Origin of the sequence: Sphingomicrobium astaxanthinifaciens, from assembly GCF_022865105.1 — a bacterium.
Classification (GTDB): Bacteria; Pseudomonadota; Alphaproteobacteria; order Sphingomonadales; family Sphingomonadaceae; genus Sphingomicrobium; species Sphingomicrobium astaxanthinifaciens.
The window spans coordinates 730,236-755,314 of sequence record NZ_JAKNYM010000001.1; the positions used below are offsets into that span (position 1 = coordinate 730,236).

General features: G+C 70.1%; 29 protein-coding genes. 22 read left to right on the forward strand and 7 right to left on the reverse strand.

Annotated features, from left to right (window positions below):
- Positions 1-18: 18 nt before the first annotated feature.
- Genes L8951_RS03590 through pal form a run of 6 tightly spaced genes read left to right on the forward strand, consistent with a single transcriptional unit; the run spans position 19 to position 4,248 of the window.
- A complete protein-coding gene (locus L8951_RS03590; protein ID WP_244381621.1) occupies positions 19-471 on the forward strand; it encodes a YbgC/FadM family acyl-CoA thioesterase in 453 nt (150 codons plus the stop codon).
- Positions 472-500: 29 nt separating this feature from the next.
- The gene (tolQ, locus tag L8951_RS03595; RefSeq protein WP_244381622.1) at positions 501-1,157 is read left to right on the forward strand and encodes a protein TolQ; all 657 of its coding nucleotides are present in this window, start codon (positions 501-503) and stop codon (positions 1,155-1,157) included.
- Positions 1,158-1,613, forward strand: a complete 456-nt coding sequence (locus tag L8951_RS03600) for an ExbD/TolR family protein (protein ID WP_244381623.1) — start codon at positions 1,158-1,160, stop codon at positions 1,611-1,613.
- Positions 1,610-2,380: a hypothetical protein gene (locus L8951_RS03605; RefSeq protein WP_244381624.1), complete on the forward strand. Its 771-nt coding sequence runs from the start codon at positions 1,610-1,612 to the stop codon at positions 2,378-2,380. Before L8951_RS03600 ends, L8951_RS03605 begins: the two co-directional genes overlap by 4 nt.
- Positions 2,381-2,391: 11 nt before the next feature.
- Positions 2,392-3,720 (forward strand): Tol-Pal system beta propeller repeat protein TolB, encoded by a 1,329-nt coding sequence (tolB, locus tag L8951_RS03610; protein ID WP_244381625.1) that lies wholly within the window; start codon positions 2,392-2,394, stop codon positions 3,718-3,720.
- 18 nt (positions 3,721-3,738) lie between these two features.
- Positions 3,739-4,248 (forward strand): peptidoglycan-associated lipoprotein Pal, encoded by a 510-nt coding sequence (pal, locus tag L8951_RS03615; RefSeq protein WP_244381626.1) that lies wholly within the window; start codon positions 3,739-3,741, stop codon positions 4,246-4,248.
- 84 nt (positions 4,249-4,332) lie between these two features.
- Here pal and L8951_RS03620 read toward each other — a convergent pair whose 3' ends face one another.
- Both L8951_RS03620 and panC read right to left on the reverse strand, forming a co-directional pair.
- Positions 4,333-4,644, reverse strand: a complete 312-nt coding sequence (locus L8951_RS03620; RefSeq protein WP_244381627.1) for an SEL1-like repeat protein — start codon at positions 4,642-4,644, stop codon at positions 4,333-4,335.
- 110 nt (positions 4,645-4,754) lie between these two features.
- A complete protein-coding gene (gene panC / locus L8951_RS03625; RefSeq protein ID WP_244381628.1) occupies positions 4,755-5,588 on the reverse strand; it encodes a pantoate--beta-alanine ligase in 834 nt (277 codons plus the stop codon).
- A gap of 60 nt (positions 5,589-5,648) precedes the next feature.
- Here panC and L8951_RS03630 point away from each other — a divergent pair, with 60 nt between their 5' ends.
- Both L8951_RS03630 and pgmG read left to right on the forward strand, forming a co-directional pair.
- On the forward strand, positions 5,649-6,440 hold the full coding sequence (locus tag L8951_RS03630; protein ID WP_244381629.1) for a division plane positioning ATPase MipZ: 792 nt from the start codon (positions 5,649-5,651) through the stop codon (positions 6,438-6,440).
- An 8-nt stretch (positions 6,441-6,448) separates the two neighbouring features.
- Positions 6,449-7,816: a phosphoglucomutase/phosphomannomutase PgmG gene (gene pgmG / locus L8951_RS03635; RefSeq protein ID WP_244381630.1), complete on the forward strand. Its 1,368-nt coding sequence runs from the start codon at positions 6,449-6,451 to the stop codon at positions 7,814-7,816.
- 75 nt (positions 7,817-7,891) lie between these two features.
- On the opposite strand, the gene L8951_RS03640 is transcribed toward pgmG, so the two are convergent.
- Positions 7,892-8,890: a ligase-associated DNA damage response exonuclease gene (locus L8951_RS03640; RefSeq protein ID WP_244381631.1), complete on the reverse strand. Its 999-nt coding sequence runs from the start codon at positions 8,888-8,890 to the stop codon at positions 7,892-7,894.
- A 76-nt stretch (positions 8,891-8,966) separates the two neighbouring features.
- Between L8951_RS03640 and L8951_RS03645 the strand changes: the two genes are divergently transcribed.
- Genes L8951_RS03645 through pdeM form a run of 5 tightly spaced genes read left to right on the forward strand, consistent with a single transcriptional unit; the run spans position 8,967 to position 13,068 of the window.
- Positions 8,967-9,149, forward strand: a complete 183-nt coding sequence (locus tag L8951_RS03645; RefSeq protein ID WP_244381632.1) for a hypothetical protein — start codon at positions 8,967-8,969, stop codon at positions 9,147-9,149.
- Positions 9,146-11,560 (forward strand): ligase-associated DNA damage response DEXH box helicase, encoded by a 2,415-nt coding sequence (locus L8951_RS03650; RefSeq protein ID WP_244381685.1) that lies wholly within the window; start codon positions 9,146-9,148, stop codon positions 11,558-11,560. The genes L8951_RS03645 and L8951_RS03650 overlap by 4 nt, the downstream gene beginning before the upstream one ends.
- Positions 11,561-11,597: 37 nt before the next feature.
- A complete protein-coding gene (locus L8951_RS03655; RefSeq protein WP_244381633.1) occupies positions 11,598-11,888 on the forward strand; it encodes a hypothetical protein in 291 nt (96 codons plus the stop codon).
- A gap of 32 nt (positions 11,889-11,920) precedes the next feature.
- Positions 11,921-12,397: a hypothetical protein gene (locus tag L8951_RS03660; protein WP_244381634.1), complete on the forward strand. Its 477-nt coding sequence runs from the start codon at positions 11,921-11,923 to the stop codon at positions 12,395-12,397.
- Positions 12,398-12,405: 8 nt separating this feature from the next.
- On the forward strand, positions 12,406-13,068 hold the full coding sequence (pdeM, locus tag L8951_RS03665; protein WP_244381635.1) for a ligase-associated DNA damage response endonuclease PdeM: 663 nt from the start codon (positions 12,406-12,408) through the stop codon (positions 13,066-13,068).
- Here pdeM and pabB read toward each other — a convergent pair.
- On the reverse strand, positions 13,057-14,817 hold the full coding sequence (gene pabB / locus L8951_RS03670; RefSeq protein ID WP_244381636.1) for an aminodeoxychorismate synthase component I: 1,761 nt from the start codon (positions 14,815-14,817) through the stop codon (positions 13,057-13,059). The two genes, pdeM and pabB, sit on opposite strands and share 12 nt — an antisense overlap.
- Before the next feature lie 96 nt (positions 14,818-14,913).
- On the opposite strand from pabB, the gene L8951_RS03675 reads away from it, so the two are divergent.
- The 7 genes from L8951_RS03675 to L8951_RS03705 all read left to right on the forward strand — a co-directional run bounded on the left by L8951_RS03675 (position 14,914) and on the right by L8951_RS03705 (position 19,970).
- A complete protein-coding gene (locus L8951_RS03675; RefSeq protein ID WP_244381637.1) occupies positions 14,914-16,155 on the forward strand; it encodes a dipeptidase in 1,242 nt (413 codons plus the stop codon).
- Positions 16,156-16,165: 10 nt separating this feature from the next.
- On the forward strand, positions 16,166-16,837 hold the full coding sequence (locus L8951_RS03680) for an MBL fold metallo-hydrolase (protein ID WP_244381638.1): 672 nt from the start codon (positions 16,166-16,168) through the stop codon (positions 16,835-16,837).
- A gap of 134 nt (positions 16,838-16,971) precedes the next feature.
- Positions 16,972-17,151 (forward strand): 50S ribosomal protein L32, encoded by a 180-nt coding sequence (gene rpmF, locus L8951_RS03685; RefSeq protein WP_244381639.1) that lies wholly within the window; start codon positions 16,972-16,974, stop codon positions 17,149-17,151.
- A 57-nt stretch (positions 17,152-17,208) separates the two neighbouring features.
- Positions 17,209-18,231, forward strand: coding sequence for a phosphate acyltransferase PlsX (gene plsX / locus L8951_RS03690; RefSeq protein ID WP_407696388.1), 1,023 nt, complete (start codon positions 17,209-17,211; stop codon positions 18,229-18,231).
- The gene (locus L8951_RS03695; protein WP_244381641.1) at positions 18,231-19,190 is read left to right on the forward strand and encodes a beta-ketoacyl-ACP synthase III; all 960 of its coding nucleotides are present in this window, start codon (positions 18,231-18,233) and stop codon (positions 19,188-19,190) included. The genes plsX and L8951_RS03695 overlap by 1 nt, the downstream gene beginning before the upstream one ends.
- Positions 19,191-19,318: 128 nt before the next feature.
- Positions 19,319-19,651, forward strand: a complete 333-nt coding sequence (locus tag L8951_RS03700; protein WP_244381642.1) for an integration host factor subunit alpha — start codon at positions 19,319-19,321, stop codon at positions 19,649-19,651.
- A 4-nt stretch (positions 19,652-19,655) separates the two neighbouring features.
- Positions 19,656-19,970 carry a MerR family transcriptional regulator gene (locus L8951_RS03705; protein WP_244381643.1) on the forward strand — a complete coding sequence of 105 codons (315 nt, stop codon included), beginning with the start codon at positions 19,656-19,658 and terminating at the stop codon, positions 19,968-19,970.
- Positions 19,971-19,973: 3 nt separating this feature from the next.
- On the opposite strand, the gene L8951_RS03710 is transcribed toward L8951_RS03705, so the two are convergent.
- Positions 19,974-20,480: a SixA phosphatase family protein gene (locus tag L8951_RS03710; protein ID WP_244381644.1), complete on the reverse strand. Its 507-nt coding sequence runs from the start codon at positions 20,478-20,480 to the stop codon at positions 19,974-19,976.
- Positions 20,473-23,295: an ATP-dependent DNA helicase gene (locus L8951_RS03715; protein WP_407696376.1), complete on the reverse strand. Its 2,823-nt coding sequence runs from the start codon at positions 23,293-23,295 to the stop codon at positions 20,473-20,475. Before L8951_RS03715 ends, L8951_RS03710 begins: the two co-directional genes overlap by 8 nt.
- Here L8951_RS03715 and L8951_RS03720 point away from each other — a divergent pair.
- Positions 23,252-24,274: an adenosine deaminase gene (locus tag L8951_RS03720; protein WP_244381646.1), complete on the forward strand. Its 1,023-nt coding sequence runs from the start codon at positions 23,252-23,254 to the stop codon at positions 24,272-24,274. The genes L8951_RS03715 and L8951_RS03720 overlap by 44 nt on opposite strands.
- Before the next feature lie 10 nt (positions 24,275-24,284).
- Positions 24,285-24,842, forward strand: a complete 558-nt coding sequence (locus tag L8951_RS03725) for a phosphoribosyltransferase (protein WP_244381647.1) — start codon at positions 24,285-24,287, stop codon at positions 24,840-24,842.
- Here the strand turns inward: L8951_RS03725 and L8951_RS03730 are convergent.
- The gene (locus L8951_RS03730) at positions 24,839-25,057 is read right to left on the reverse strand and encodes a hypothetical protein (RefSeq protein WP_244381648.1); all 219 of its coding nucleotides are present in this window, start codon (positions 25,055-25,057) and stop codon (positions 24,839-24,841) included. The two genes, L8951_RS03725 and L8951_RS03730, sit on opposite strands and share 4 nt — an antisense overlap.
- Positions 25,058-25,079 lie beyond the last annotated feature (22 nt).

Below are 25,079 nucleotides of genomic sequence, written 5' to 3' on the forward strand. Positions count from 1 at the left end.
TGCGCTATTGGGGCCGTAATGATCCTGACCCCGCCCACGGGCCGCTTCGACGGCACGCTCCACTCCTTCCCCGTCCGCGTCTATTTCGAGGACACCGACCTGTCGGGGATCGTCTATCACGCCAACTACCTGCGCTATTTCGAGCGCGCCCGCTCGGACATGCTGGCGCGGGTCGGGATCGATCAGCGCGGCGCGCATGACGAGGGGTTCGGCGCCTATGCGGTGACCGCGATGGACATCCGCTGGAAGCGCCCCGCGAAACTCGACGACGAACTCGTCGTCGAGAGCCGGGTCACGAAAGTTCGCGCCGCCAGCTGTTCCATTCAGCAACGCGTAAGGCGCGCGGATGCCATTCTCGCCGAGGCGCAGGTGACGGCTGCGCTTCTGACCCCCGAGGGCCGGCCACGCCGCCAGCCCGCCGACTGGGTGGAAAAGTTCAAGGCCGTCGCCGAAGAGGGGATGAACACGTGATTGCTGGGGTTGCTGCCAACGAACATCTGATGAGCCCGCTGACCCTGTTCCTGCAGGCCGACATCGTCGTGAAGGTCGTGATGGTCGGGCTGCTGCTGGCCTCGATCTGGACCTGGGGGATCATCTTCACCCATTCGGCGCGGCTTACGCGTGCGCGCGTGAAGGCGCGGCGCACCGCCGAGGCCTTCTGGAAGGCCAAGGACATCGACGGCTTCGTCGACGCGCACCGCGCCGATGGCAATGCCACCGCGCGGATCCTGCGCGCGGGGGTCGAGGAATATCATCGCTCGACCCGCGCCGGGCTCGCCGACCGCGCCGCCGCGCGCGACCGGATCGCGGTCGCCGCCGAGGATGCGATGGCGGGCGAGCTGGAGAAGCTGTCCGACCGGCTCAACATCCTCGCCACCATCGGTTCGGTCGCCCCCTTCGTCGGGCTGTTCGGCACGGTCTGGGGCATCATGCGCAGCTTCACCGCGATCGCCGGCGCCAACAACACCAGCCTCGCGGTCGTCGCGCCGGGGATTGCCGAGGCGCTGTTCGCCACCGCGATCGGGCTGTTCGCCGCGATCCCCGCGGTCATCGCCTACAACCGGCTGACCCACCGGCTCGACGCCTTCGAGAACGAGCTGACGCGCTTCTCCGACCGCTTCCAGGCCACGCTGAGCCGCCAGCTGGAGCGCGCCTGAATGGCGATGGGGCTGGCCTCGGGCGGTCGCGGCCGGCGGCGCGGCCGACGCGCGCGCCGCGCGCCGATGGCGGAGATCAACGTCACCCCGTTCGTCGACGTCATGCTCGTCCTGCTCATCATCTTCATGGTCACCGCCCCGCTGCTCGTCGCCGGGGTCGCGGTCGACCTGCCCGAGAGCCGCGCCGAGACGCTCGACCAGAGCGCCGAGCCGGTGCAGCTGTCGATCGACCGCGACGGGGTGATCAGCATCGATGACCTCGTGGTGCCCGAGGACGCGCTGGCCGACCGGCTCGCCGCGATCGCCGAGGAACCCGCCCCGCCCGAGGGGCGCCGCATCTACCTGCGCGCCGATCGCCGCCTCGATTACGGCCGCGTCATGCGGGTGGTGGGCGAACTCAACGCCGCCGGGCTCAACCGCGTCGCGCTGGTCTCGGTCGGAGAGGGGGCGGAGTGAGGCTCGACCGCGCCGAATGGGCCGGCAACGGCATGGCGCTCGGGCTCCATGTCGCGCTGGTCGCGGCGCTCAGCCTCAACCTCGCGCGGCACCCCATCCCTGCCGAGCCGCCCGCGGTGTTCGTCGAGTTCGTCGACGACGTCGGCCTCGAGGCGGCCGCGCCGAGCCAGGTGCCGCAGGAGGCCCCGCAGGCGACGACCCCCGACCCGATCGACGAGGCGATCCCGCCCCCGCCCGAGCCCGAGGCCGCGCCCGAACCGCCGCGCGCCGAGCCCCGCCCGACCCCGCCGCGCGAGCGCGCGACCCCCGCACCCGCGACACCGCGAGAGCGCCCGCGCCCGCGGCCGCGCGCGACCGGGCGCCTCGGCGATGACCTGCTTGCCGGGGTGCGCGAGGGCAACAGCCGCACCGGGCCGGCCGAGACCGCGGCGCCATCGGCGCCGGCCTTCAGCGCGCAGGCGCAGGCCGGCATCGTCCAGTCGATCCGGCGGCAGATCCAGCCCTGCGCCAACCGCCAGATCGATCCCGGCCCCGGGGCCAACGAGATCGTGGTCACGCTCAACCTGCGGCTCGACCGCCGCGGCAACCTTATCCGTCCCCCGCGCGTCACGGGTACGACCGGCGTCACCGCCGACAACCAACGTTACGAACAGCGCGTGAAGGACCTTGCCATCGCCGCCTATCAGGGCTGTTCCCCGCTAACCGGCCTTCCGGAGGAATTCTACGACCGCTGGAAGGATTTCGACATGACCTACAAATTGCCATGAGGAGAGGCTTGATGCTGCGCAAATTGCTGACGATGCTGGCGCTGTTCGTCCCGGGCGTGGCGCAGGCGCAGGAGGACGACCGGCTCACCGTCGACGTCGTCGGCGGCCAGCAGGCGGCGCAGCCCGTCGCGGTGCCGCAGATGGCCGCGCGCGGGCCGGTGACGACCCCGATCGGCAACATCGACACGGTGGCCAACAATGTCGCGCTGGTGATCGCCTCCGACCTGCGCTCGACCGGGGTGATCACCCCGATCGGCCCGGTCGGCCTGCGCCGGTTGCGCGACAGCGAGGTGACCAATCCGATCTTTCCCGACTGGCAGCGAAGCGGCGCCTCGGCGCTGGTCGCGGGCTATGTCGAATATGGCGCCAACGGGCGGCTCACGCTCGCCTGCTACCTGTTCGACACGGTGACCGGGCGCGAACTGGTCCGGCAGGGCTATGCGGTCGATCCGGCCGACTGGCGCCGCGCCGCGCACAAGTGCGCCGACACCGTCTATTCGCGCCTCTCGGGCGAGGCGCCCTTCCTCGACACAAGGATCGTCTACGTCGCCGAGACGGGTCCGAAGGACAATCGCGTCAAGCGGATCGCGGTGATGGATTCGGACGGGCAGAACCATCGCTACCTGACCGAGGGGCAGGAAACCGTCCTCACCCCGCGCTTCTCCCCGCGCGGCGACCAGCTCGTCTACATGAGCTACAAGGGCCGCCGCCCGCGTTCCTACGTCTACGATCTTGCCACCGGCCGCTCGCGGCTGCTGGTGCCCGGCACCGCCTTCACCTTTGCCCCCTCATATTCGCCCGACGGGCGCCAGATCGTCTTCTCGATGGCCGAAGGGGGCAATACCGACATCTATGTCGTCGCCGCCGACGGGGGCACCCCGCGACGCCTCACCACCATGCCCGGGGTCGACACCAGCCCGAGCTTCTCGCCCGACGGCCGCCGGATCGTGTTCGAGAGCGACCGCTCGGGCTCGCAGCAGCTCTACGTCATGAACGCCGACGGCTCCGACCAGCGGCGGATCAGCTTCGGCGGGGGGCAATATGCCAGCCCGACGTGGAGCCCGCTCGGCAACCTCATCGCCTTCACCAAGATCGGTGGCGGCCAGTTCCGCATCGGCGTCATGGCCCCCACGGGCGGGGGCGAACGCCTGCTCACCTCGGCCTGGCAGGACGAGGGCCCCAGCTGGGCCCCCAACGGCCAGTTCGTCATGTTCCACCGGACCGAGCGCGGTTCGGGGAACGCCACCCTCTACGCAGTCCCGGTCAATGGTGGCCGGGCGCGTGTGATGCCGACCCCGCTGGGAGGTTCCGATCCCAGCTGGTCGCCCCTTCAAGACTAGGGACGAAGGAGTTATCCAATGAAGAAGTTGCTGTTCATTTCCGCGGCGACCCTCGTGCTCGCCGCCTGCGGCACCAAGGACGACGCTGTCATCGCGCCCTCAGAGACCGCCTATGACGCGCCCTCGACCACGGTCGCCGACGACGATGTCGACCTCATCGAACTGCCCAACGCGCAGGCCGCGATGATCGCGGCGGCGGGGTCGGACACGATCTACTTCGCCACCGACCAGTACAATCTCGAGATGGACGCTCGCGCCACGCTCGAGGCGCAGGCGCGCTGGCTGATCGACAATCCCACCGTCAATGCCTCGATCGAGGGCCATGCCGACGAGCGCGGCACGCGCGAATACAACCTCGCGCTGGGCGAACGGCGCGCCAATGCGGCGCGCGACTATCTCGCCTCGATGGGGGTCCCCAACAACCGCCTGACGGTGGTCAGCTGGGGCAAGGAGCGCCCGGTGGCGCTCGGGTCGAACGAACAGGCCTGGGCGCAGAACCGGCGCGCCGTGACGGTGATCGTTCGCTGATATCCGTCCCCGGTCGGCCTCGAGCCGAGCCGGACCCAAGCAACCGCGCGGGCGGGGTGGCAGCGATGCCGCCCCGCCTTGCGTTTAGGCGGCGTAGCGCCCCGCGGCGCCGGCCCCGCCCATCGCGAGGAAGGCGCGCGCCGCCTTCTGCGCGTCGGCGATCTCGCGCGCGGTCATCTCGACCGAGATTTCGGCGCGACACTGCTGCGAGCGCTTGTCACCGTTCAAGGCGGCGAGGTTGAACCACTTGTGCGCCTCGATGAGGTCGACCGCGCAGCCGCCGCGACCGGTCGAATAGGCGACACCCAGTTCGAACAAGGCGTCCACGTCGCCGTGCATCGCATCGGCGATGCGGCTCTTGGTGAGGAAATCGGCACTCGCTTGGCTGATGGCCATGATCTTGATCCCTGTTGCTGCGGGCGTTTGCCCCGTCGATGCTTACAGTGATCGCGATTCGGTCCTGACAAATGGTTAACGCGGCGCACACCATGTCCGCAACGGATCGATCAGCCCGCCCGATTGTCGATGAGTCGCACCTTGCCGAGCGTGGCGGCGGCGATGATCCGACTGTTGTCGCCGGCCTGCGCCAGCGGCTCGAGGCTGTCGGCATCGACATGGGCGACATAGTCGATCGGCCCGAACCCCGCCGCGGCCAGCGCGTCGCGCGCCGCTTGCTCGGCCGCCGCGACCGACTGCCCCTCCCGGATCGCCGTGCGCATGGCGTCGAGCGTGCGGTTGAGGGTCGGTGCCACCGCGCGCTCTGCCGGCGACAACAATGCGTTGCGCGAGGACAGCGCGAGCCCGTCGGCATCGCGCACCGTGGGCAGCCCGACGATCTCGACCCCGAGGTCGAGGTCGCGGGTCATCCGCCGGATCAGCGCCAGCTGCTGCCAGTCCTTCTCGCCAAACAGCGCGATATCGGGGCGCACGTTGGTGAAGAGCTTGGTGACGACCGTTGCCACCCCGTCGAAATGACCCGGCCGATGCGCGCCCTCCCAGCGCTCGGTGATGCCCGCCACATGGACGCTGGTGGCGAACCCGGGCGGGTAGAGGTCGCCCGGCGTGGGCAGCCACACCGCCTCACAACCCGCCGCCTCGAGCTTGGCGGCATCGCCCGCCTCGTCGCGCGGATAGCGATCGAGGTCGCCCGCATCGTTGAACTGCAGCGGGTTGACGAAGATCGAGGCGAGCACGCTGTCGGCGCGGCGGCGCGCCTCGCGCACGAGCGCGAGATGCCCGTCGTGGAGCGCGCCCATCGTCGGCACCAGCGCCAGCCGCCCGGCGGCGCGCAGCCCCGCGATCGCGCCCGCCAACTCCTTCTTGCCCTTAATGATTTGCACAGGACTTGTCCCTTGGACTAGAATCTCGCTCGAGAGAATTACCTAGGGGGCAGGGAGCCAATGGGCCAGCCGCATTTCATCGTCTTCGCCAACGAGAAGGGGGGGACGGGCAAGTCGACCACCGCGGTGCATACCGCCATCGCGCTCGCCGCCGCGGGCGCGCGGGTCGGCGCGCTCGACCTCGACCAGCGCCAGCGCACGCTCGACCGCTATCTCGAGAATCGCGCGACCACCGCGGGGCGGCTCGGCGCGGCCCTGCCGATGGTCCAGCACGAAGTGCTCGCCGACCGCAGCGAGGCCGCCTTCGACGCCGCGCTGACCCGGCTCGCCGCGCACAACGATTTCGTCGTCATCGACACGCCGGGTCGCGACGACGAATTCGCGCGCACCGCGATCCTCTTCGCCGACACGCTGGTCACCCCGATCAACGACAGCTTCGTCGACCTCGACCTCATCGGGCAGGTCGATCCCGAGACCTACGAGGTGGCGCGCCCCAGCTTCTACGCCGACCTCATCTGGCAGTCGCGCCAGCGCCGCGCCAAGGAACTGGGGCGCAGCGTCGACTGGGTGGTGCTCCGCAACCGGCTCCAGCATATCGACAGCCACAACAAGACGCGCGTCACTGCCGCCTTGTCGCAACTGTCCAAGCGGGTGGGTTTCCGCACCATCCCGGGGCTCGGCGAACGCGTGATCTTCCGCGAGCTGTTCCCCAAGGGCCTCACGCTGCTCGATTTCAAGCACCTGCCCGAGGTCGGGCTGGGCCATATTGCGGCGCGGCAGGAATTGCGCGAAATGGTTGCCAGTCTCGACCTGCCCGACCCCGCGGCCCAACCGATCGCCGCAGCCAGCTAGGAGCCTTCATGAGCCACCAGTTCGCCCCCTCGATCCTGCGCCAATATGACATCAGGGGGGTGGTGGGCGAGACGCTCGAGGAGGCCGACGCCACCGCGCTCGGCCGCGCCTTCGCGACGATGGCGCGCGCGCGCGACGCCAAGAGCGTGGCGGTCGGGCGCGACGGGCGCGAGCATAGCCCGCGGCTGCAAAAGGCGCTGATCGCGGGGCTGCGCGCGGGCGGGCTCGACGTCGTCGACGTCGGCATGGGCCCCTCGCCGATGCTCTATTTCGCCGCCGCCACGCTCGGGGTCGATGCCGGCATCCAGGTCACCGGCAGCCACAACCCGGCCGACTATAACGGCTTCAAGATGTTGCTCGGCGAGGCCTCGGTGCATGGCGAGGCGATCGCCGAGCTCGGGCGCATCGCGGCGTCGGGCGACTGGAGCGAGGGCAAGGGCGGGTATCGCGAGACCGATATCCTAGAGGCCTATGTCGACCGGCTCGTCGCCGATTTTCGCGGCGGCAGCTTCCGTATCGGCTGGGATGCGGGCAACGGCGCGGCCGGCCCCGCGCTTGAGCGACTGGTCGAGCGGCTGCCCGGCGAGCACCACACGCTCTACACCGAGGTCGACGGGCGCTTTCCCCACCACCATCCCGATCCGACGGTCGAGAAGAATCTCGCCGACCTCAAGGCGCTGGTCGCCGAGAAGGGGCTCGATTTCGGGATTGCCTTCGACGGCGACGGCGACCGCATCGGCGCGGTCGACGGCAAGGGCCGCGTCGTCTGGGGCGACCAGATCCTGATGCTGCTCGCCGGCCCGGTGCTCGCCGAAGCGCCGGGCGCGACGGTGATCGCCGACGTCAAGGCCTCCAAGACCTTCTTCGAGCGGATCGAGCAGCTCGGCGGCGCGCCGCTGATGTGGAAGACCGGGCACAGCCTCATCAAGGCCAAGATGCGCGAGACCGGCGCCCCGCTGGCGGGCGAGATGAGCGGGCATATCTTCTTCAAGCATCGCTGGTACGGGTTCGACGACGCGCTCTATGCCGCGGTCCGGTTGATCGAGGCGGTGCACGGCTCGGGGCGCAGCCTCGCCGCGCTGGTCGACGCGATGCCGCAGACGGTGGCGACCCCCGAAATGCGGTTCGCGGTCGGTGACAAGGACAAGTTCGCGGTGGTCGACCGGCTGCTCGCCAACCTGCGCGCCGACGGCGCCGAGATCGACGACACCGACGGGGCGCGGGTGACCACCGCCGACGGCTGGTGGCTGTTGCGCGCCTCGAACACGCAGGACGTCCTCGCCGCGCGCGCCGAGGCGAGCGACCAACCCGGGCTCGACCGGCTGGTCGCGCAGATCGACGCCGAACTCGGCAAGCTGGGGGTCAGCCGCTCTTAAAGAGGAGCGGATCGCGGCAGCGCCACGCCACCGCGACCGCGTCCCGTCAAGGGCGGCCGCCGGCGCGCCCGGCCGCTATTCATTCTCCTCCTCGCGCCCCAGCAGCCGCAGTTCGCGCGCCTTGATCTGCCGCGTCTCGCACCAATGCTTGAGCGCGTCCTCGCGCCCGTGGGTGATCCATACCTCGCGCGGGGCGACCTCGCGGATGGTGGTGGTCAGCTCGTCCCAGTCGGCATGGTCGGAAATCACCAGCGGCAGCTCGACATTGCGCTGCCGCGCGCGCTGGCGCACCCGCATCCAGCCCGACGCCATCGCGGTCACCGGGTCGGGCAGCCGCCGCGCCCAGCGGTCGTTCAACTGGCCCGGCGGGCAGATGATGATGCGGTCGCGCAATTCGTCCTTCGAGGCCCCGGTGGCGGGGCGCAGCTCGCCAAGGTCGACCCCGAGCTCCTCGTAGAGCCGGCACAACCGCTCCATCGCGCCATGGTAATAGATCGGGTCGGCGTGGCCGCGCAGCCGCATTTCCTTGACCACCCGTTGCGCCTTGCCGAGCGCATAGGCGCCGACCAGCACGCAGCGCCCGGGCTCGGCGTGGAGACGCGCGATCGCGCGGTCGACCTCGGCGCCGGTATCGGGATGGCGGAAGACGGGCAGCCCGAAGGTCGCCTCGGTGATGAAGATGTCGCACGGGGTGACCACGAAGGGTTCGCAGGTCGGGTCGGGGCGGCGCTTGTAGTCGCCCGACACCACCACCCGCTCGCCCGCATGCTCAAGCACGATCTGCGCCGAGCCGAGGACATGGCCCGCGGGCACGAAGCTGACCTCGACCTCGCCGAGCCGCACCGTCTCGCCATAGGCGACGGGCTTTTCGGTCTGCGGGCCGTACCGCACCCCCATGATCGCCAGCGTCTCGGGGGTCGCCCAGACCGCGCCATGGCCCGAGCGCGCATGGTCGGCATGGCCATGGGTGACGAGGGCGCGCGCCTTGGGTTGCATGGGATCGACCCATGCATCGGCCGGCTTCACGTAGATCCCTTCCGGGTGCGGCTCGATCCAGGAACCCAAGCGGGGCATTGCGGGGTTATAGTGGGTGAGACCGTCGGTTCGTTCCGGCGCCTACGCAAAGGACCAAGCCCGAAAGGAACCCGCCATGCCCGAACTGCAATGGGGCCTCGTCACCATCATCGGCGTCGCCGCGCTGTTCGTCATCTACCTGTTCGTGATCAAGAAGAACAAGGATAGCGACATCCCCGTGGAGCGCTCCGAACGCGCCACCCGCGAGCTCTACGAGGAGGAGCATGAGGCCGCCGAGAAGCGCGAGGGCGACGCCTGAGCGCCAGCCTTCCCGCGGTCATCGACGACTGGTTCGCGCAGCGCGGCTGGCGGCTGCGCGACCACCAGGCGGGCATGCTCAAGGCGGCGCGCGACGAGCGCCATGCGCTGCTCGTCGCCGCGACCGGGGCGGGCAAGACGCTGGCGGGGTTCCTCCCCAGCCTCGTCGACCTGATCGAGACGCCGAGCGAGGGGCTGCACACGCTCTATATCTCGCCGCTCAAGGCCCTCGCGGTCGATGTCCAGCGCAACCTCTTGACCCCGATCGAGGAGATGGGGCTGCCGATCCGCGTCGAGACGCGCTCGGGCGACACGCCGTCGAACCGGAAGCAGCGCCAGCGCTCGAGGCCGCCGCAGATGCTGCTGACCACGCCCGAGAGCCTGTCGCTCCTGCTCAGCTATCCTGACGCCGACCGGCTGTTCGGGGGGCTCCGCACGATAATCGTCGATGAAGTCCACGCCTTCGCCAAGGAAAAGCGCGGCGACCTCCTCAGCCTCGCGATGGCGCGGCTGCAAAAGCTTTCGCCCGGGATGCGCCGCGTCGGGCTGAGCGCCACCATCGCCGATCCCGACGCCTATCGCGCCTGGCTCGCCCCCGATGGCGACATCGACGCGGTGCGCCTTGTCGAGGGCGAACCTGGGGCGCCCGCCGATCTGTCGATCCTCACCCCCGAGGAGCGGGTCCCCTGGTCGGGTCACTCGGGGCGCTATGCCGCGAGCCAGGTGCTCGACCTGATCGACCAACACGGCGCCAGCATCATCTTCTGCAACACGCGGTCCCTTTGCGAACTCATCTTCCAGGACCTGTGGAGCGCCAACGACAAGCAGCTCCCCATCGGCGTCCACCACGGCAGTCTGAGCCGCGAGGCGCGGCGCAAGGTCGAACTGGCGATGGCCGAGGGGCGACTGCGCGGGCTCGTCGCCACCGCCTCGCTCGACATGGGATTGGACTGGGGCAATGTCGACCTGGTCGCGCAGATGGGTGCCCCCAAGGGCTCCTCGCGCCTGCTCCAGCGCGTCGGGCGCGCCAACCACCGGTTGAACGAGCCGTCGAAGGGCATGATCGTGCCCGGCAACCGCTTCGAATATCTCGAGGCGCGCGCCTGTCTCGATGCGATCGACGATGGCGAGCTCGACCCCGAACAATTCCGCCCGGGCGCGCTCGACGTGCTCGCGCAGCACGTCATGGGGGTGGCCTGCGCGGGCCCCTTCCGCTCGGACGAGCTGCTCGCCGAGGTGCGCTCGGCGGCGCCCTATGCGGGGCTCAGGGACGAGGAATGGGAGGCGATCCTCCAGCTCAATGCGACCGGCGGCTACGCGCTCAAGGCCTATGACAAGTATCGCCGGCTGGTCGAACAGGAGCCCGGCCTGTGGCGCATCACCAAGCCGGCGGTGGCGCAGAAGCACCGGCTCAACGCGGGGGTCATCGTCGACAATGTGATGATGGACGTGCGGTTCAGGAACGGGCGCAAGATCGGTCGCGTCGAGGAGGGCTTCGGCTCGACGCTCACCATCGGCGATGCCTTCTTCTTCTCGGGGCTCAGCCTCGAGGTCGAGGGGTTCAAGGATGCCGACATCATCGTGCGCGCTTCGAAGAAGGACGGGCGCATCGTCAGCTACGGCGGGCAGCGGATGAGCATGTCGACGCACCTAGCCGCGCGCGTGCGCGGGTTCCTCGCCGACCGAACCCAATGGACGCGTTTTCCCGACGACGTGCGCGAATGGCTCGACGTCCAGTCGCGCCGCTCGATCCTGCCCGAGCCGCACGAACTGCTGGTCGAGACCTTCCCCCACGAGGGGCGGCATTATCTCGTCGCCTACAGCTTCGACGGCTGGAACGCGCACCAGTCGCTCGGCATGCTGATCACCAACCGGATGGAGCGCGCGGGGCTCAAACCCCTCAACTGGGTCGCCAACGACTATGCGCTCGCGGTCTCCTCGCTCGCCCCCGTCACCGATCCGCGCGCGCTCTTCTCCGCCGACATCCTCGAGGACGAATTTCGCCAGTGGGTCGAGGAATCGCACCTCCTCAAGCGCGCCTTCCGCGAGGTCGCGGTGATCGGCGGGCTGGTCGAGCGCCAGCATCCGGGCCAGCGCAAGACGGGCAAGCAGGTGAGCTTTTCCACCGACCTCATCTACGACGTCTTGAAGCGCTACGAGCCCGACCACCTGCTGATGCGCGCGGCGTGGGAGGACGCCAAGGCGCGGATGACCGAGCTCGGGCGGCTCGCTCGCCTCGTCGAGCGCGCCGCCGCCACGATGGTCCACGTCGAGGCCGAACGCGTCACCCCGCTGGCGGTGCCGCTGATGGTGGTGATCGGGCGCGAACAGGCGCCCGGCGGGGCCGCCGACGAGGCGCTGCTGGTCGAGGCCGAACAGGCACTGATCGACGCCGCGATGCGGATCGATTAGGCCCCGCTTAAGCTTCGCCCGCTATACCCGCCCCATCATGCGTATCCTCATTTTCCCCGCCGTCGCCTTCGCGCTCTCGGGCTGCATCGTCGTCGATGTCGCCGAGACCGCCGTCGGGGTCGCCACCCTGCCCGTCAAGGTAGCCGCCAAGACGGTCGATCTCGCCACCACTAGCCAGGCCGAGGCCGACCAGCGGCGCGGGCGAAAGATGCGCGAGGCGGAAGCGCAATACGGCCGCGCGCTGACCCGCTGGGAACGCGAGTGCGAGGAGGCGATCGAGGCCAACGCGCCCTGCCCCGAGCGCCCCGCCTTCGAGCCCCCCGCCTAGACAGGTGGCCGCGCGCGCCCCATGGCGGGGACATGCGCTATTTCCTCGACACCGAATATGACGGCTTCGGCGGCCGCCTCCTCAGCCTCGCGCTCGTCCCCGAGGACGAGGGCGACGAGGAATTCTATGTCATCCTCGCGCCCGCCGAGGCGCAAAGCGACTGGGTCGGGCGCAACGTCATCCCCTATCTCCACCATGTCCCCGAGGGCTTGAAGGAAGCGCCGATGTCGCCGGGCGACGCCGCCCATGCGCTGGCGCATTATCTCGCCCATGACGCGGCCCCAGAGATTTGCGCCGACTGGCCCGAGGACCTCGCCCATTTCGCGCGGCTGCTGGTGACCGGGCCGGGGGTGATGGTGCGCGTGCCCCCCTTCACCCTGCGGCTGCTCGACATGACCGGCTTCTCGACCGCCACCAACAGCGCGGTGCCGCACAATGCGCTGCACGATGCGCGCGCGCTGCGCGAGCATGTCACAAAGCATTTGGAGGGAATCGACGGCGCTGGTTAGGAGGGCCCATGGTTCCCCTTTCGTTCGCCTCCCGAAACTTCGCCGTGCTCCCCTCGGGCGCGCTCTACTGGGAGGCGCACGAGGCGCTGCTGATCGCCGACCTGCATCTTGAAAAGGCGAGCTGGTTCGCGCGCTTCGGGCAGATGCTCCCGCCCTATGACAGCGAGGCGACGATCGACGCGGTGGCCGAGGATGTCGCGCTGTCGGGCGCGCGCGCGGTCTATTGCCTTGGCGACAGCTTCCACGACCGCTTCGGCTGCGACCGGTTGCCGCAGGACGCGCGCGCCAAGCTCACCGCGCTGACGCAGGCGGTGCGCTGGGTTTGGATCACCGGCAACCACGACGCCGGGATGATCGACCATTGCGGCGGCGAGGTGGTGGTCGAAAGCATCGTCGACGGGCTGGTGCTGCGGCACGAGGCCGAGGCGCACGAGCCGCGCCCCGAACTGTCGGGGCACTTCCATCCCAAGCTGCGGATCAAGGCGCGCGGACGGCGCGTGTCGCGGCGCTGTTTCGTGGCGACCGAAAAGAAGATGATCCTGCCCGCCTACGGGGCGCTGACCGGCGGGCTCGACGCCGATCATCCCGCGATCCTGCGCGCGATGGGGCGCGGCGCGGCGGCGCTGGTGCCGGTCTCGGACCGCGTGCTGCGCTTCCCGCTAGCCGCCTGAGACGAGCCGCGCGGCGACCAGCCCGCGCACCGAATTGCCGATAAATAACCCCCCCTCGAGGTCGGCGCGGGTGAGGTGCCCCTCGACCGCGCGGCCCTCCTCGATCAGCCGCTGGCGCAGCACCCCGGGCAGCAGCCCCAATGCGGCGGGCGGGGTCACCAGCTTTCCCTCCCTCTCGACGAAGATGTTGGTGAAGCTGCCCTCGGTCAGCTGGCCGTCGGGGCGCTCGAAGATGGTCTCGAAGGCGATCGCGGGGTCGCGCGCCTCGTCGTAAAAGGCGCGGTCGCTGGTCTTGTGCCGGAGTCGTCGGTCGTCGGGGTCGACGGGGAGCGGCTTGACCTGGACGCTGACCGGCTCCTCGGGACTGTCGGGCAGGGGCAGCAGCTCGATCGCCACGCCCCCGCCCCGCGCCGCGAGCAGTCGCACGAAGGCGGGCCGGCGGTGGCCGAAGGTGGCGGCCTGCAACTCGTTGCGCGCATCGTGGCGGTCGAAGACGAAGCCGAGGTCGGCCGCCGTGCCCTTGAGCCGGGCAAGGTGGCGCTCGAGATCGACGATGCCGTCGATGGGGTCGTAGGCCATGGTCTCGATGAGATCGAAAGGATCGGCAACGCTGGTCACGAACTGTCCCTTAAGCAAACACTCGCGCCATTCATTGCCGCCCGCCGAATCGACCACAAGCCCCGAACCCAAACCGAGCCGCGCGCGTGACCTTTGCGCTACAATCTCGATTGTCCTGATTAAGACGTTAAACGCGGCGTTACCCGGTGCGCCTTCGGCGCCGGGCGGGGCGATCCAGCCCATCGAGCCGGTATAGGCGCCGCGCGGATGCGGCTCGAGGTTAACCAGCGCCTGCATCGCCGCGATCTTGGGGGCGCCCGTCACCGAGCCGCAGGGGAACAGCTTCTCGAGTACGTCGACCGCGTCGAATCGGGGGCGCAGGCGCGCCGTCACCCGGCTCGTCATCTGGTGCACCGTGGGATAGGTCTCGACGCTGAACAGCTCGGGCACATCGACCGTCCCGGTCTCGGCCACCCGCGCCAGGTCGTTGCGCAGGAGGTCGACGATCATGAGGTTCTCGGCGCGCTGCTTGGCATCGCGCGCCAGCGCGGCGGCCTCGGCGGCATCGGCGGCGGGATCGGCGCGGCGCGGCGCGGTGCCCTTCATCGGGCGCGCGGTGAGCACCCCGTCCTCGAGCCGGAAGAACTGTTCGGGCGAGAGCGAGACGAGCGCCCCCGCGTCATGCTCGAGCACGCCCCCCCAGCCGCCCCCTCCCGCCGCGGCGAGCCGCGCGTAGAGCGCGAACGGGTCGCCCGTCACCCCCAGGTCGCAGGGGAAGGTGAGGTTGGCCTGGTAATAGTCGCCCGCATGCAGCGCCTCGTGCACCGCGCGCACCGCCTCGAGATAGGCGGCCCGCGTGACCAGCGGCCGCGGCGGGTCGACCCGCGCCTCGCCCGCCCCGGCGAGCAAGGCGGCGCGGTTCACCCGGCGCGGCGCCTCGAAAACGCCGAATAGAAGTAGCGGCCCCTCGCCCGCGCGCGCCTGCCCCTCGAGCGCGGGGTCGAGCGCGAACCCCGCTTCGTAGGCGAGATAGCCCGCGACATGCTGCCCCGCCGCCAGCGCGGCGCGAAGCGCGTCGAGCGCGCCGCGCACCTCGGCCTCGCTATCGGCGCGAACGATCGCGGCGGGCTGCTCGAACAGGAGGCTCGTCGCCTCGCCGCCCGGGCGGGCATCGTCGAACAGGATCCGCATGGGCCATGCAATGAACGGCACGCGGGCTCGCGTAAAGATGGCCTTTACGCAGCGCCCCCGCCTGCGGCACGAAAGGGGCAAAGGAGATTGTTTTCGATGCTGACCTTCACTCTCGCCGCCGCGCTCGCCGCGACCCAGCCCGCCGCCGCGACGCCCGACCCGGACATCGAGGCGCGCGTGTCGCGCGTGCTGGCACAGACCCCGATGATCGACGGGCACAACGACCTGCCCTACGCGCTCGCCCGCGCCGCCGACGGCGCGGTCGACGACATCGAGGCCGGCACCCCCTTCATGACCGACCTTGAACGCCTGCGCGAGGGGCAGGTGGGCGCGCAGATGTGGTCGGTCTACATCCCAGCCGCGACCACCGGCGACGAAGCCATCCGCACCACCATCGAGCAGATCGACATCGTCGACCGCATGGTCCGCTCCTATCCGCACACGCTGGGCTGGGCGCATGACGCCAGCGAACTGGTCGAGGTCTTCGCCGACGGGCGCATCGCCGCGATGGCGGGGATCGAGGGCGGCCACCAGATCGGCGGCAACCTCGCCGCGCTGCGCCAGTTCAAGCGGCTCGGCGCCATCTACATGACGCTGACCCACAGCCGCACCACCGGCTGGGCCGACAGCGCGACCGACGATCCGGTCCACGGCGGCCTGTCCGATTTCGGGCGCACCGTCATCGCCGAGATGAACCGCATCGGCATGCTCGTCGACCTCAGCCATGTCACCGCCGAGGCGATGCACGACGTGCTCGACGTGACGCGCGCGCCCGTCATCTTCAGCCATTCCTCGGCGCGCGGGGTGACCGATCATGTCCGCAACGTGCCCGACGACGTGCTCGCCCGCCTGCCCGGCAATGGCGGGGTGGTGATGGTCACCTTCGTCCCCCAGTTCGTCAGCGCCGAGGTCAAGGCGTGGAGCGAGGCGCGCAGCGCCGAGCAGGAGCGCCTCGAAGCGCTCTACCCCCCGATCGACGGCGAACCCCGGCCCGAGGCGCGCGCCGCCTGGGAAGCGTGGCAGGAGGCCAACCCCGCACCCAAGGCCACGCTCGCGGACGTCGCCGACCATATCGACCATGTCGCGCGCGTGGCGGGGCACGACCATATCGGCATCGGCGGCGACTTCGACGGTATCTCGATGACCGTCGAGGGGCTCGATTCGGTCGACGATTATCCCGACCTGTTGGCCGAGCTGGCGCGGCGCGGCTGGTCCGACGACAATCTCGCCAAGCTCGCGGGCGGCAACGTGCTGCGCGTCATGCTGGAGGCCGAAATGGTGGCGGCGGCGATGCGCGATGCGCCCCCCGCGCTCGACAAGGCGCCGCTCGCGGACTAGCCAGCGCGCCATGACCGACACCCCCCTGCCCCCGCTCAAGGCCGCGATCATCCCGGTGACGCCGCTGCAGCAGAATTGCACGCTGCTCTGGTGCACGCGGACCAACAAGGCCGCGCTCAGCGACCCGGGCGGCGATCTCGACAAGTTGAAGGCGGCGATTCGCCAGACCGGGGTCGAGGTGGAGAAGATCCTCCTCACCCACGGCCATATCGACCATTGCGGGCAGGCGCGGGTGCTCGCCGACGAGCTTGGCGTGCCGATCGAGGGCCCGCATGTCGACGACAAGTTTTGGATCGACCGGCTGCCCGAGGATGGCGCCAGATATGGCATCCCGGGGCACAGCTTCGAGAGCGACCGCTGGCTCGATGACGGCGACGAGGTCACCGTCGGCGAATTGAAATTCGACGTCTACCACTGCCCCGGCCACACGCCGGGCCATGTCGTCTTCCACAACGCCGAATCGAAGCTGGCGATCGTCGGCGACGTGCTGTTCAAGGGCTCGATGGGGCGCACCGATTTCCCGCGCGGCAACCACCAGCACCTCATCGACGCGATCACCACCAAGCTCTGGCCGCTGGGCGACGACACCGCCTTCGTGCCCGGTCACGGGCCGATGAGCACCTTCGGGCACGAACGCGCCACCAATCCCTTCGTCGGCGATGCCGTGCTCGCGCGTGGCTGAGGCATGCGCGCGGGCCTTGCATCCTCGGGCAGTTTCGCTATAGGAGCCGCCACGAGCGACCTCCCGGCGTCCGCATTCATCGGGACGCGGTGGGTCGCTGTTTACTTTAAGACCCCATAGATGAAGGTGCCGTCATGGCCGTCCCGAAGAGAAAAACTACGCCCTCCAAGAAGGGCATGCGTCGCAGCCACCACGCGCTGACCCCCGCCGCGTTCCAGGAATGCCCGAACTGCGGCGAACTCAAGCGTCCGCACAACCTGTGCGACGCCTGTGGTCACTATAACGGCCGCGAAATCGTCGCGCCCGAAGACTAAGTCTCGGACGAGGCGCAGCTAGCGGTGACCGCCAACCCACGGATCGCGATCGACGCCATGGGCGGCGACGTCGGGCCGTCGGTGATGGTCGAGGGCGCCGCCCTCGCCCGGCGGCGCGATCGCGACTTGCGCTTCGACCTGTACGGCGACGAGGACCGGATCGCCGCCGAGCTCAGGAAGTACGACCGGCTGGCGGCGGTCTCGACGATCCATCGCTGCGATGGCGTGATCGAAGGCCACACCAAGCCGAGCCAGGCGATTCGCAAGTCGAAGGGCACTTCGATGGGCGAGGCGGTGCGCGCGGTGAAGGACGGTCGCGCCCATGCCGCCGTGTCGGGCGGGAACACGGGCGCGCTGATGGCGATCGCCAAGCTCGCGCTGCGCACGATGGAGGGGATCGACCGCCCCGCGCTGTCGGCGCTCCTGCCGACCGTGCGCGACGACGACCTCGTCATGCTCGACCTCGGGGCCAATACCGAGTGCGACGCGCAGAACCTCGTCCAGTTCGCGGTGATGGGCGCCGCCTATGCGCGCACCGTGATGGACAACCAGCGCCCGCGCGTGCGCCTGCTCAACATCGGTACCGAGGAGCTCAAGGGCACCGAGGAGCTCAAGGATGCCGCGCAGCTGCTGCGCGAGGCCGACTATCTGCCCTTCCATTTCGAAGGCTTCACCGAGGGCGACAAGCTGGCGCGCGGCGATGTCGACGTGGTCGTCACCGACGGCTTCTCGGGCAATATCGCCCTGAAGACCGCCGAGGGCACCGCGCGCTTCGTCACCGACCTCCTGCGCAGCGCCTTCAAGTCCTCGCTGCGCAGCCGGATGGGGTTCCTCATCTCCAAACCGGCGATGCGGCTGCTCAAGGTGCACCTCGACCCCAACAACCATAATGGCGCGGTTTTCCTCGGGTTGAACGGCATCGTCGTCAAGTCGCACGGCGGGGCCAGCGCCAAGGGGGTGGCCAACGCGATCGGCGTCGCCGGCTCGATGGTGCGCAACGACATCACCAAGAAGATCGCGGACGATCTCGAGACCTTCCGCAGTCACACGCTCGACAAGCTCAACGAGGCCGCCAAATAATGATCCGTTCGGTCGTCAAGGGTTCGGGCAGCGCGCTGCCACGGCGCTGCGTCAGCAATCACGAGCTGGCCGAGACGGTCGACACTTCGGACGAGTGGATCATCGAGCGCACCGGCATCCGCCAGCGCTATATCGCCGACGACACCGAGACCACCGCTTCGCTCGCCACCGATGCCGCGCGCCGCGCGCTCGAGGCGGCGGGGGTCGAGGCGTCGGGCGTCGACATCATCGTCCTTGCCACCGCGACGCCCGACGAAACCTTCCCCGCCACCGCCACGAAGGTGCAGGCCGCGCTCGGCATCGAGGACTGCGTCGCCTTCGACGTCGCCGCCGTGTGCACCGGCTTCCTCTACGCGATCAGCGTGGCCGACTCGCTGCTGCGCACCGGCATGGGCAAGCGCGCGCTGGTGATCGGCGCCGAGACCTTCAGCCGCATCCTCGACTGGGAGGACCGCGCCACCTGCGTGCTGTTCGGCGACGGGGCGGGCGCGATGCTGCTCGAGGCCGAGGAGACCGACGGGCAGGGCATCCTCGCCGCCAAGCTCCACGCCGCGGGGCAGCACCACGACCTCCTCTACGTCGACGGCGGACCGTCGACGACGCAGACCGTCGGCCACCTGCGCATGCGCGGACGCGAGGTGTTCCGCCATGCGGTCAAGAACCTCGCCGATGTCCTCGGCGAGACGCTCGAGGCGGCGGGCCTCACCCCCGCCGCAGTCGACTGGGTGGTGCCGCACCAGGCCAATGCGCGGATCCTCGATGCCACCGCCAAGAAGCTCGGGCTCGACGCCGACAAGGTGGTGGTCACGGTCGACCGCCACGCCAATACCTCGGCCGCCTCGGTGCCGCTGGCGTTCGACGTGGCGGTCCGCGACGGGCGGATCCAGCGCGGCGACCTCGTCCTCCTCGAGGCGATGGGCGGCGGGCTGACCTGGGGTGCCGCGGCGCTGCGTTATTGACGCTTTGCCCTTGAACTTGCTTGAAAATTAGGCAAGGATTCGCACGCATCCTGCCAATCGGGCCTGATGCGTAACGAATTATTCGCATCGTCGCAGGGGGCGGTGCCGCGAGGGGCGGGAGTAGATCGATGGCGGACGCCGGACTAGCACGCAGCCAGAACCACGTGACCGACGAGGCCGGGACGCTCACGCGCGCCGACCTTGCCGATGTCGTCCACGTCAAGCTGGGGCTGAGCCGCGCCGAATCGGCCTCGGTGGTCGAACGGCTGCTCGCGCACATGTGCGAAGCGCTGTCGAACGGCGAGAACGTCAAGATCTCGGGCTTCGGCAGCTTCATCCTGCGCGACAAGGGCGAGCGCATCGGTCGCAACCCCAAGACCGGGGTCGAGGTGCCGATCGCGCCGCGCCGCGTGATGACCTTCCGCGCCAGCCAGATCATGCGCGACCGGGTCGCCGGATAGCGTCTTGGCCAGCGCGAAGGATCCTGCCGCCTTCCGCACCATCGGCGAATTGTCCGAGGAACTCGGGGTCGCGCAGCACGTGCTGCGCTACTGGGAAACCAAGTTCCCCCAGCTCAAGCCGCTCAAGCGCGCGGGCAACCGCCGCTATTACCGCCCCGCCGACGTCGACCTCGCGCGGCGGATCGATCGGCTGCTCAATCGCGAGGGCTATACGATGGCGGGGGCCAAGAAGGCGCTGCGCGGGCCGGCCGCGCCGCCCGCCGATCTCGACCGCCTGCGCGCGGTGCGCGACCGGCTCGCGCGCGCGCTCGAGGACTAGGGGCTAGCCCAGGTCGCGCGGGCGCACGAAGCGCACCAGCCGGCCCGCGGCCCGCGGGCCCAGCGCCGACCAGTCCGCCTCGAGCCGGATTTCGGCGAGCGCCGCGGTCGGATATTTGTCGGCCAGCCGGTCGCGCAGCGGCCCCTCGTCCCCGCGCGTCAGCAGCGCGGCGAGCGCCTGCATCGACGGATTGTGCCCGACCAGCAGGAGGCGCGGCGCGCGCGCGTGCGCCGCGAGCTCGAGCAGCGTCGCCGGGTCGGCCCCGTAGAGCGCGGGCACGACCTCGGGCCGGGGCAGCGCGGGGCAGCTGGCGCGCACCTCCTCGAGCGTCTCGGCGACCCGCGTCGCGGGGCTCGCCCAGACCTCGTCGATCGGCGCGAGGGTGGCGAGGTGCGCGCCGATCGCGCGCGCCGCCGCGCGCCCCCGCGGGTTGAGCGGGCGGTCGAGATCGCGCCGCGCCGCGCTGTGCCAGTCCGACTTGGCGTGCCGCAGGAGGAGCAGGTCAGGCATCGGTGCGCGCGCCCTGTGCGACCGCGCGGCGGTCGCCGACCCGTGCCACCGCTTCCTCGAGCGGGACGCGCTCGACGCTCACGCCCTCGGGGAAGGCGGTCATCAGCCGTGACGGGCTGGCCGCCGAGAGGAGCACGAAATGGCCGCCGTCGCCCGCGCGCCGCACGAGCCGCCCGTAGGCCTGCGCGAGCTTGGCGCGCACCACCTGGTCGTCATAGGCCGTTCCCCCGCCCGCCAGCCGCCGCGCGCCGTGCAGCACGGTGGGGCGCGGCCAGGGAATGCGTTCCATCACCACCAGCCGCAGCGAATCACCGGGCACGTCGACCCCGTCGCGCAGCGCGTCGGTGCCGAGCAGGCTCGCCTTGGGGTCGTCGCGGAACATGTCGATCAGCGTGCCCGTGTCGATCGGGTCGACATGCTGGGCGAACAGCGGCAGCCCCGCGCGCGCCAGCCGGTCGGCGATCCGGGCATGGACGCTGCGCAGCCGCTTGATCGCGGTGAACAACCCGAGCGTGCCGCCCCCCGCCGCCTCGATCAGCCGGGCATAGGCGCCCGCCAGCGCGGGCAGGTTGTCGCGCCCGAGGTCGTTGACCACCAGCACCTGCGTCTGCCCCGCATAATCGAACGGGCTCGCCGCCTCGAAATGGCGGATCGGATGCTCGAGGTGCGCCGCGCCGGTGCGCGCCTCGGCCTCGTCCCAATCGCCCCCGGTCTTGAGCGTGGCCGAGGTCACGACCACCGCGTGCGAGGGTTCGATCACCGCCTTGGCGAGCGGGCGCGTGGGGTCGAGCCAGTGGCGGTGCATGCCGATGTCATAGTCACGCCCCTCGACGCGGTGGCAGGCGAGCCAGTCGACGAAATCGGGATCGGCGGGCCCGCCGATCCGCGCCAGCATGGCGCTCCACCCCGCGACCTGCTCGCGCCGCCAGCCGAGCGAGTTGATCGCCCCCTCGACCCGCGCGCGCGCCTGGCTGTCAAGCCAGTCGGGGGCGTCCTCGAGCACCGCTTCGAGGCGCCGCGACAGCGCCGCCATCGGCTGCGCGAGCGCCTCCATCGCCTCGAGCGCGCTCGCCGCGGCCTCGACCAGCGGGGGGTCGGGGTCGGCGAGCTCGGTCTCGAGCCCGTAGCCCGCGTCCTGCGCCTTGGCCCGCGCATAGGTCATCGCCCGGATCGCGGCGAAAAACTTCTCGAGCGGCCCCCACGGGTCGCCCTCCTGCATGCGCCCGAGCCAGCCGTCCGAATTCAATGCCTGCGCGGCGGTGACGATCTGGGCGATCGCCTCGTTGCCCGCCTCGTCGTAGCTGGCAAGGTCCATCAACCGCGCCTGCAGCCCCCGCCGCCGCCCGCGGTGCTTGCCCTCGGGGCCGATGATCCAGCGCCGCAGTTCGATCGCCTCGCGCCCGGTGAGCGCGGCGGCGAAGGTCGAATCGGCGGCGTCGAACAGATGGTGTCCCTCGTCGAAGACGATCCGGCTCGGGCCGCCCTCGCGCCCGCGCGCGGCGCCGATCAGCACCAGCGCATGGTTGGCGATCACGAGGTCGGCCTCGCGCCCGGCGCGTTCGGCGCGCTCGATGAAGCATTTGCGGTAATGCGCGCAGCCCGCATAGACGCATTCGCCGCGCCGGTCGGTGAGCGCGGTGGCGCCGGCGCGGCGGAACAGGCTCGGCAGCCAGCCGGGCAAATCGCCGCCGACCATGTCGCCATCCTTGGTATAGGCCGCCCAGCGCGCCACCAGTTGCGCCAGCACCGCCGCGCGCCCGGCAAAGCCGCCCTGCATCGCATCCTCGAGGTTGAGCAGGCAGCAATAATTCTCGCGCCCCTTGCGCACGACGATGCGGCGCTTGCGGCGTTCGGGGTCGGGCTCGATCCGCGCCCCCTCGGCATCGAGCTGGCGTTGCAGCGCCTTGGTATAGGTCGACACCCACACCGTCCCGCCCGATTTCTCCGCCCACAGCGTCGAGGGCGCGAGATAGGCGAGCGTCTTGCCGATCCCGGTGCCCGCGTTGGCGAGCAGCAGATTGGGTTCGCGCTCGGCGCGGCGCGGGGCGAAGACGGGGGCGACGGCGGTGGCCATCGCGCGCTGCCCCTCGCGCCGCTCGGCGCCCTTGCCGGTAAAGGTATCGAGCCGCTTCAACGCCTCGTCCTCGTCGACATGCACGGTGCGCGGCGGGCTGACCCCCGCGCCTTCGTCCCATTCGGGCAGGCGGGTGAAGAGGCTGCGCTCCATCCTGCCAGGGGTCGGCAGCCGCGCCCCCGCGAGCGGCGCCCAGGGCCAACCGGCCCGCGCCAGCGCCCGGTTGACCGTCCACGCCCCCTCGCGCTCGGCCCAGTCGTCCGCCTGCATGGTTTCGAGCAACCGTTGCGCGATCGCGGGGAGGAGCAGCGCCGCGGCATCCTCCTCCTCGGGCGGGGCGAGCCCGACCGCGCGCGCCAGCCCCGACACGGTCGGCACGGCGAAGCGCGCGGGATGGACGAAGGCGAACAGTTCGAGCAGGTCGAGCCCCGACAGGTCGGGGGTGCCGAGCCGCCCACCGATCATCGGCGCGTTGAGGAGCAGGTGCGGGCTCTCGGCGGCGCGCGCGATCGCCTCCCCGCGACCGACCGAGCGCACCTCGCCCGCCGCGGCGATCCAGATGCCGGCATGGGTCGCGTGGAGCGCGGGGAGGTCGGGAACGAGGCTCACTTGCCCCTGATGCCGCGAGGCGAACGAAAGGGCAACATGGCGGCGGCGCGATTGACCGCGGCGATCGCTTGCGCCAGCCTCGCGCGCCATGACCCAGCCCCGCTTTTCCCCCGCCGAGCGCCGCGCGCTCATCGATGCGCTCCCCAAGGCCGAACTCCACCTCCATATCGAGGGTTCGCTCGAACCCGAGCTCCTGTTCGAGCTCGCCAAGCGCAACGGGGTGGAGATCCCCTACGACAGCGTCGAGGCGGTGCGCGCGGCCTATGACTTCTCCAACCTGCAGGATTTCCTCGACATCTACTACCAGGGCATGAGCGTCCTGCGCACCGAGCGCGATTTCCACGACCTCACGCTGGCCTATCTCGAGCGCGTCCACGCCGACGGGGTGGTGCATGCCGAGATCTTCTTCGACCCGCAGGGGCACACCGAGCGCGGGATCGCCTTCGACACGGTGATGAAGGGGATCACCAGCGGGCTCGACGAGGGCCAACGGCGGCTGGGCATCAGTCACCGGTTGATCATGTGCTTCCTGCGCCATCTCGACGAGGAAAGCGCGTTCGCCACGCTCGAACAGGCGCGTCCGTGGCTCGATCGCCTCGACGGCGTCGGGCTCGACAGTTCGGAGGTCGGCCATCCGCCCTCCAAGTTCGAGCGCGTCTTCGCCGAGGCGCGCGCGATGGGGCTGTTTCCCACAGCGCACGCGGGCGAGGAAGGCCCCCCCGCCTATGTCCGCGAGGCGCTAGACCTGCTTGGGGTCAAGCGGCTCGACCATGGCAACCGCGCGCTCGAAGATGCGGCGCTGACCGAGCGGATCGCGCGCGAGGGGCTGGTGCTCACCGTCTGCCCCTTCTCCAACCTCAAGCTGTGCGTGATCGACGACATCGCCGACAGCCCGCTCAAGACGATGCTCGACAAGGGGCTCAAGGCCACCGTCAACAGCGACGACCCGGCCTATTTCGGCGGCTATATCGCCGACAATTACCATGCCGTGGCCGACGCGCTCGACCTCTCGCGCGAGGAGATCCTGCAGCTCGGGCGCAACGCCATCGAGGGCTCGCTGCTCGCGCCCGCCGAACGCGCGCGGCACCTCGCCGCGATCGACGCCCTGTGAGGGACGGGTCATGACCGACAAGATCTGGATCAACGCCGACCAGCTGCTCGCCGACAGCTTCAAGCTGGCGCGCGCGATCCTCGACAGCGACTTTCGCCCGACCCACCTCGTGGGGATCTGGCGCGGCGGCGCCCCGGTCGGGATCGCGGTGCAGGAACTGCTCGCCTTCCACGGGCACGAGGTCGACCATATCGCGATCCGCACCTCGTCTTATTCGGGGATCGACCAGCAGGACCGCGAGGTGCGCGTCTTCGCGCTGGGCTATCTCATTGACAACCTCGACCCCGAGCACCGCCTGCTGGTAATCGACGACGTGTTCGACAGCGGTCGCTCGATCGAGGCCTTCCTCGCCGAACTGAAGGCGCGGTGCCGCCACAACATGCCGCGCGAGACGCGGATCGCGACGGTCTATTACAAGCCGCGGCGCAACCAGACCGCGCTGGTGCCCGACTTCTATGTCCACGAATGCGACGACTGGCTCGTCTTCCCGCACGAGATCTGCGGGCTGAGCGAGGAGGAGATCGCCGCCCACAAGCCGCAGGCGGCGACCATCCTCGGGCGCGACTAGGCTTCCTCGGTCACCGTGGTGGTGGTGCGGGTGACCTCGCCGTCGGCCGCGCTCGGGCGCTTGGTGTTGGTCACCGTGCTCATCAGCGCGATGCCGACCAGCACCAGCGCGCCGATGCCGACCCACAGCGAGGGGACCCCCAGCATGATGGCCCCATAGGCGAGCCCGGCGATCACGAGGAGGAAACCGAGGAAATAGACCATCGAACTGTTCATCGTCCGAACCTTTCTCCATTGG

What these genes read in the sequence shown, in the direction of transcription:
- tolB (WP_244381625.1), top strand. Translation starts at nt 2,392, where the DNA reads ATGCTGCGCAAATTGCTGACGATGCTGGCGCTGTTCGTCCCGGGCGTG.
- L8951_RS03660 (WP_244381634.1), top strand. Translation starts at nt 11,921, where the DNA reads ATGCGCTATTTCCTCGACACCGAATATGACGGCTTCGGCGGCCGCCTC.
- L8951_RS03730 (WP_244381648.1), bottom strand. Translation starts at nt 25,057, where the DNA reads ATGAACAGTTCGATGGTCTATTTCCTCGGTTTCCTCCTCGTGATCGCC.
- L8951_RS03655 (WP_244381633.1), top strand. Translation starts at nt 11,598, where the DNA reads ATGCGTATCCTCATTTTCCCCGCCGTCGCCTTCGCGCTCTCGGGCTGC.
- pgmG (WP_244381630.1), top strand. Translation starts at nt 6,449, where the DNA reads ATGAGCCACCAGTTCGCCCCCTCGATCCTGCGCCAATATGACATCAGG.
- L8951_RS03620 (WP_244381627.1), bottom strand. Translation starts at nt 4,644, where the DNA reads ATGGCCATCAGCCAAGCGAGTGCCGATTTCCTCACCAAGAGCCGCATC.
- L8951_RS03700 (WP_244381642.1), top strand. Translation starts at nt 19,319, where the DNA reads ATGGCGGACGCCGGACTAGCACGCAGCCAGAACCACGTGACCGACGAG.
- L8951_RS03695 (WP_244381641.1), top strand. Translation starts at nt 18,231, where the DNA reads ATGATCCGTTCGGTCGTCAAGGGTTCGGGCAGCGCGCTGCCACGGCGC.
- L8951_RS03590 (WP_244381621.1), top strand. Translation starts at nt 19, where the DNA reads ATGATCCTGACCCCGCCCACGGGCCGCTTCGACGGCACGCTCCACTCC.
- rpmF (WP_244381639.1), top strand. Translation starts at nt 16,972, where the DNA reads ATGGCCGTCCCGAAGAGAAAAACTACGCCCTCCAAGAAGGGCATGCGT.
- pal (WP_244381626.1), top strand. Translation starts at nt 3,739, where the DNA reads ATGAAGAAGTTGCTGTTCATTTCCGCGGCGACCCTCGTGCTCGCCGCC.
- L8951_RS03680 (WP_244381638.1), top strand. Translation starts at nt 16,166, where the DNA reads ATGACCGACACCCCCCTGCCCCCGCTCAAGGCCGCGATCATCCCGGTG.
- tolQ (WP_244381622.1), top strand. Translation starts at nt 501, where the DNA reads ATGAGCCCGCTGACCCTGTTCCTGCAGGCCGACATCGTCGTGAAGGTC.
- L8951_RS03710 (WP_244381644.1), bottom strand. Translation starts at nt 20,480, where the DNA reads ATGCCTGACCTGCTCCTCCTGCGGCACGCCAAGTCGGACTGGCACAGC.
- plsX (WP_407696388.1), top strand. Translation starts at nt 17,209, where the DNA reads ATGGGCGGCGACGTCGGGCCGTCGGTGATGGTCGAGGGCGCCGCCCTC.
- L8951_RS03640 (WP_244381631.1), bottom strand. Translation starts at nt 8,890, where the DNA reads ATGCCCCGCTTGGGTTCCTGGATCGAGCCGCACCCGGAAGGGATCTAC.
- L8951_RS03675 (WP_244381637.1), top strand. Translation starts at nt 14,914, where the DNA reads ATGCTGACCTTCACTCTCGCCGCCGCGCTCGCCGCGACCCAGCCCGCC.
- pdeM (WP_244381635.1), top strand. Translation starts at nt 12,406, where the DNA reads ATGGTTCCCCTTTCGTTCGCCTCCCGAAACTTCGCCGTGCTCCCCTCG.
- L8951_RS03725 (WP_244381647.1), top strand. Translation starts at nt 24,285, where the DNA reads ATGACCGACAAGATCTGGATCAACGCCGACCAGCTGCTCGCCGACAGC.
- L8951_RS03600 (WP_244381623.1), top strand. Translation starts at nt 1,158, where the DNA reads ATGGCGATGGGGCTGGCCTCGGGCGGTCGCGGCCGGCGGCGCGGCCGA.
- L8951_RS03645 (WP_244381632.1), top strand. Translation starts at nt 8,967, where the DNA reads ATGCCCGAACTGCAATGGGGCCTCGTCACCATCATCGGCGTCGCCGCG.
- L8951_RS03630 (WP_244381629.1), top strand. Translation starts at nt 5,649, where the DNA reads ATGGGCCAGCCGCATTTCATCGTCTTCGCCAACGAGAAGGGGGGGACG.
- pabB (WP_244381636.1), bottom strand. Translation starts at nt 14,817, where the DNA reads ATGCGGATCCTGTTCGACGATGCCCGCCCGGGCGGCGAGGCGACGAGC.
- L8951_RS03715 (WP_407696376.1), bottom strand. Translation starts at nt 23,295, where the DNA reads ATGAGCGCGCGGCGCTCGGCGGGGGAAAAGCGGGGCTGGGTCATGGCG.
- L8951_RS03720 (WP_244381646.1), top strand. Translation starts at nt 23,252, where the DNA reads ATGACCCAGCCCCGCTTTTCCCCCGCCGAGCGCCGCGCGCTCATCGAT.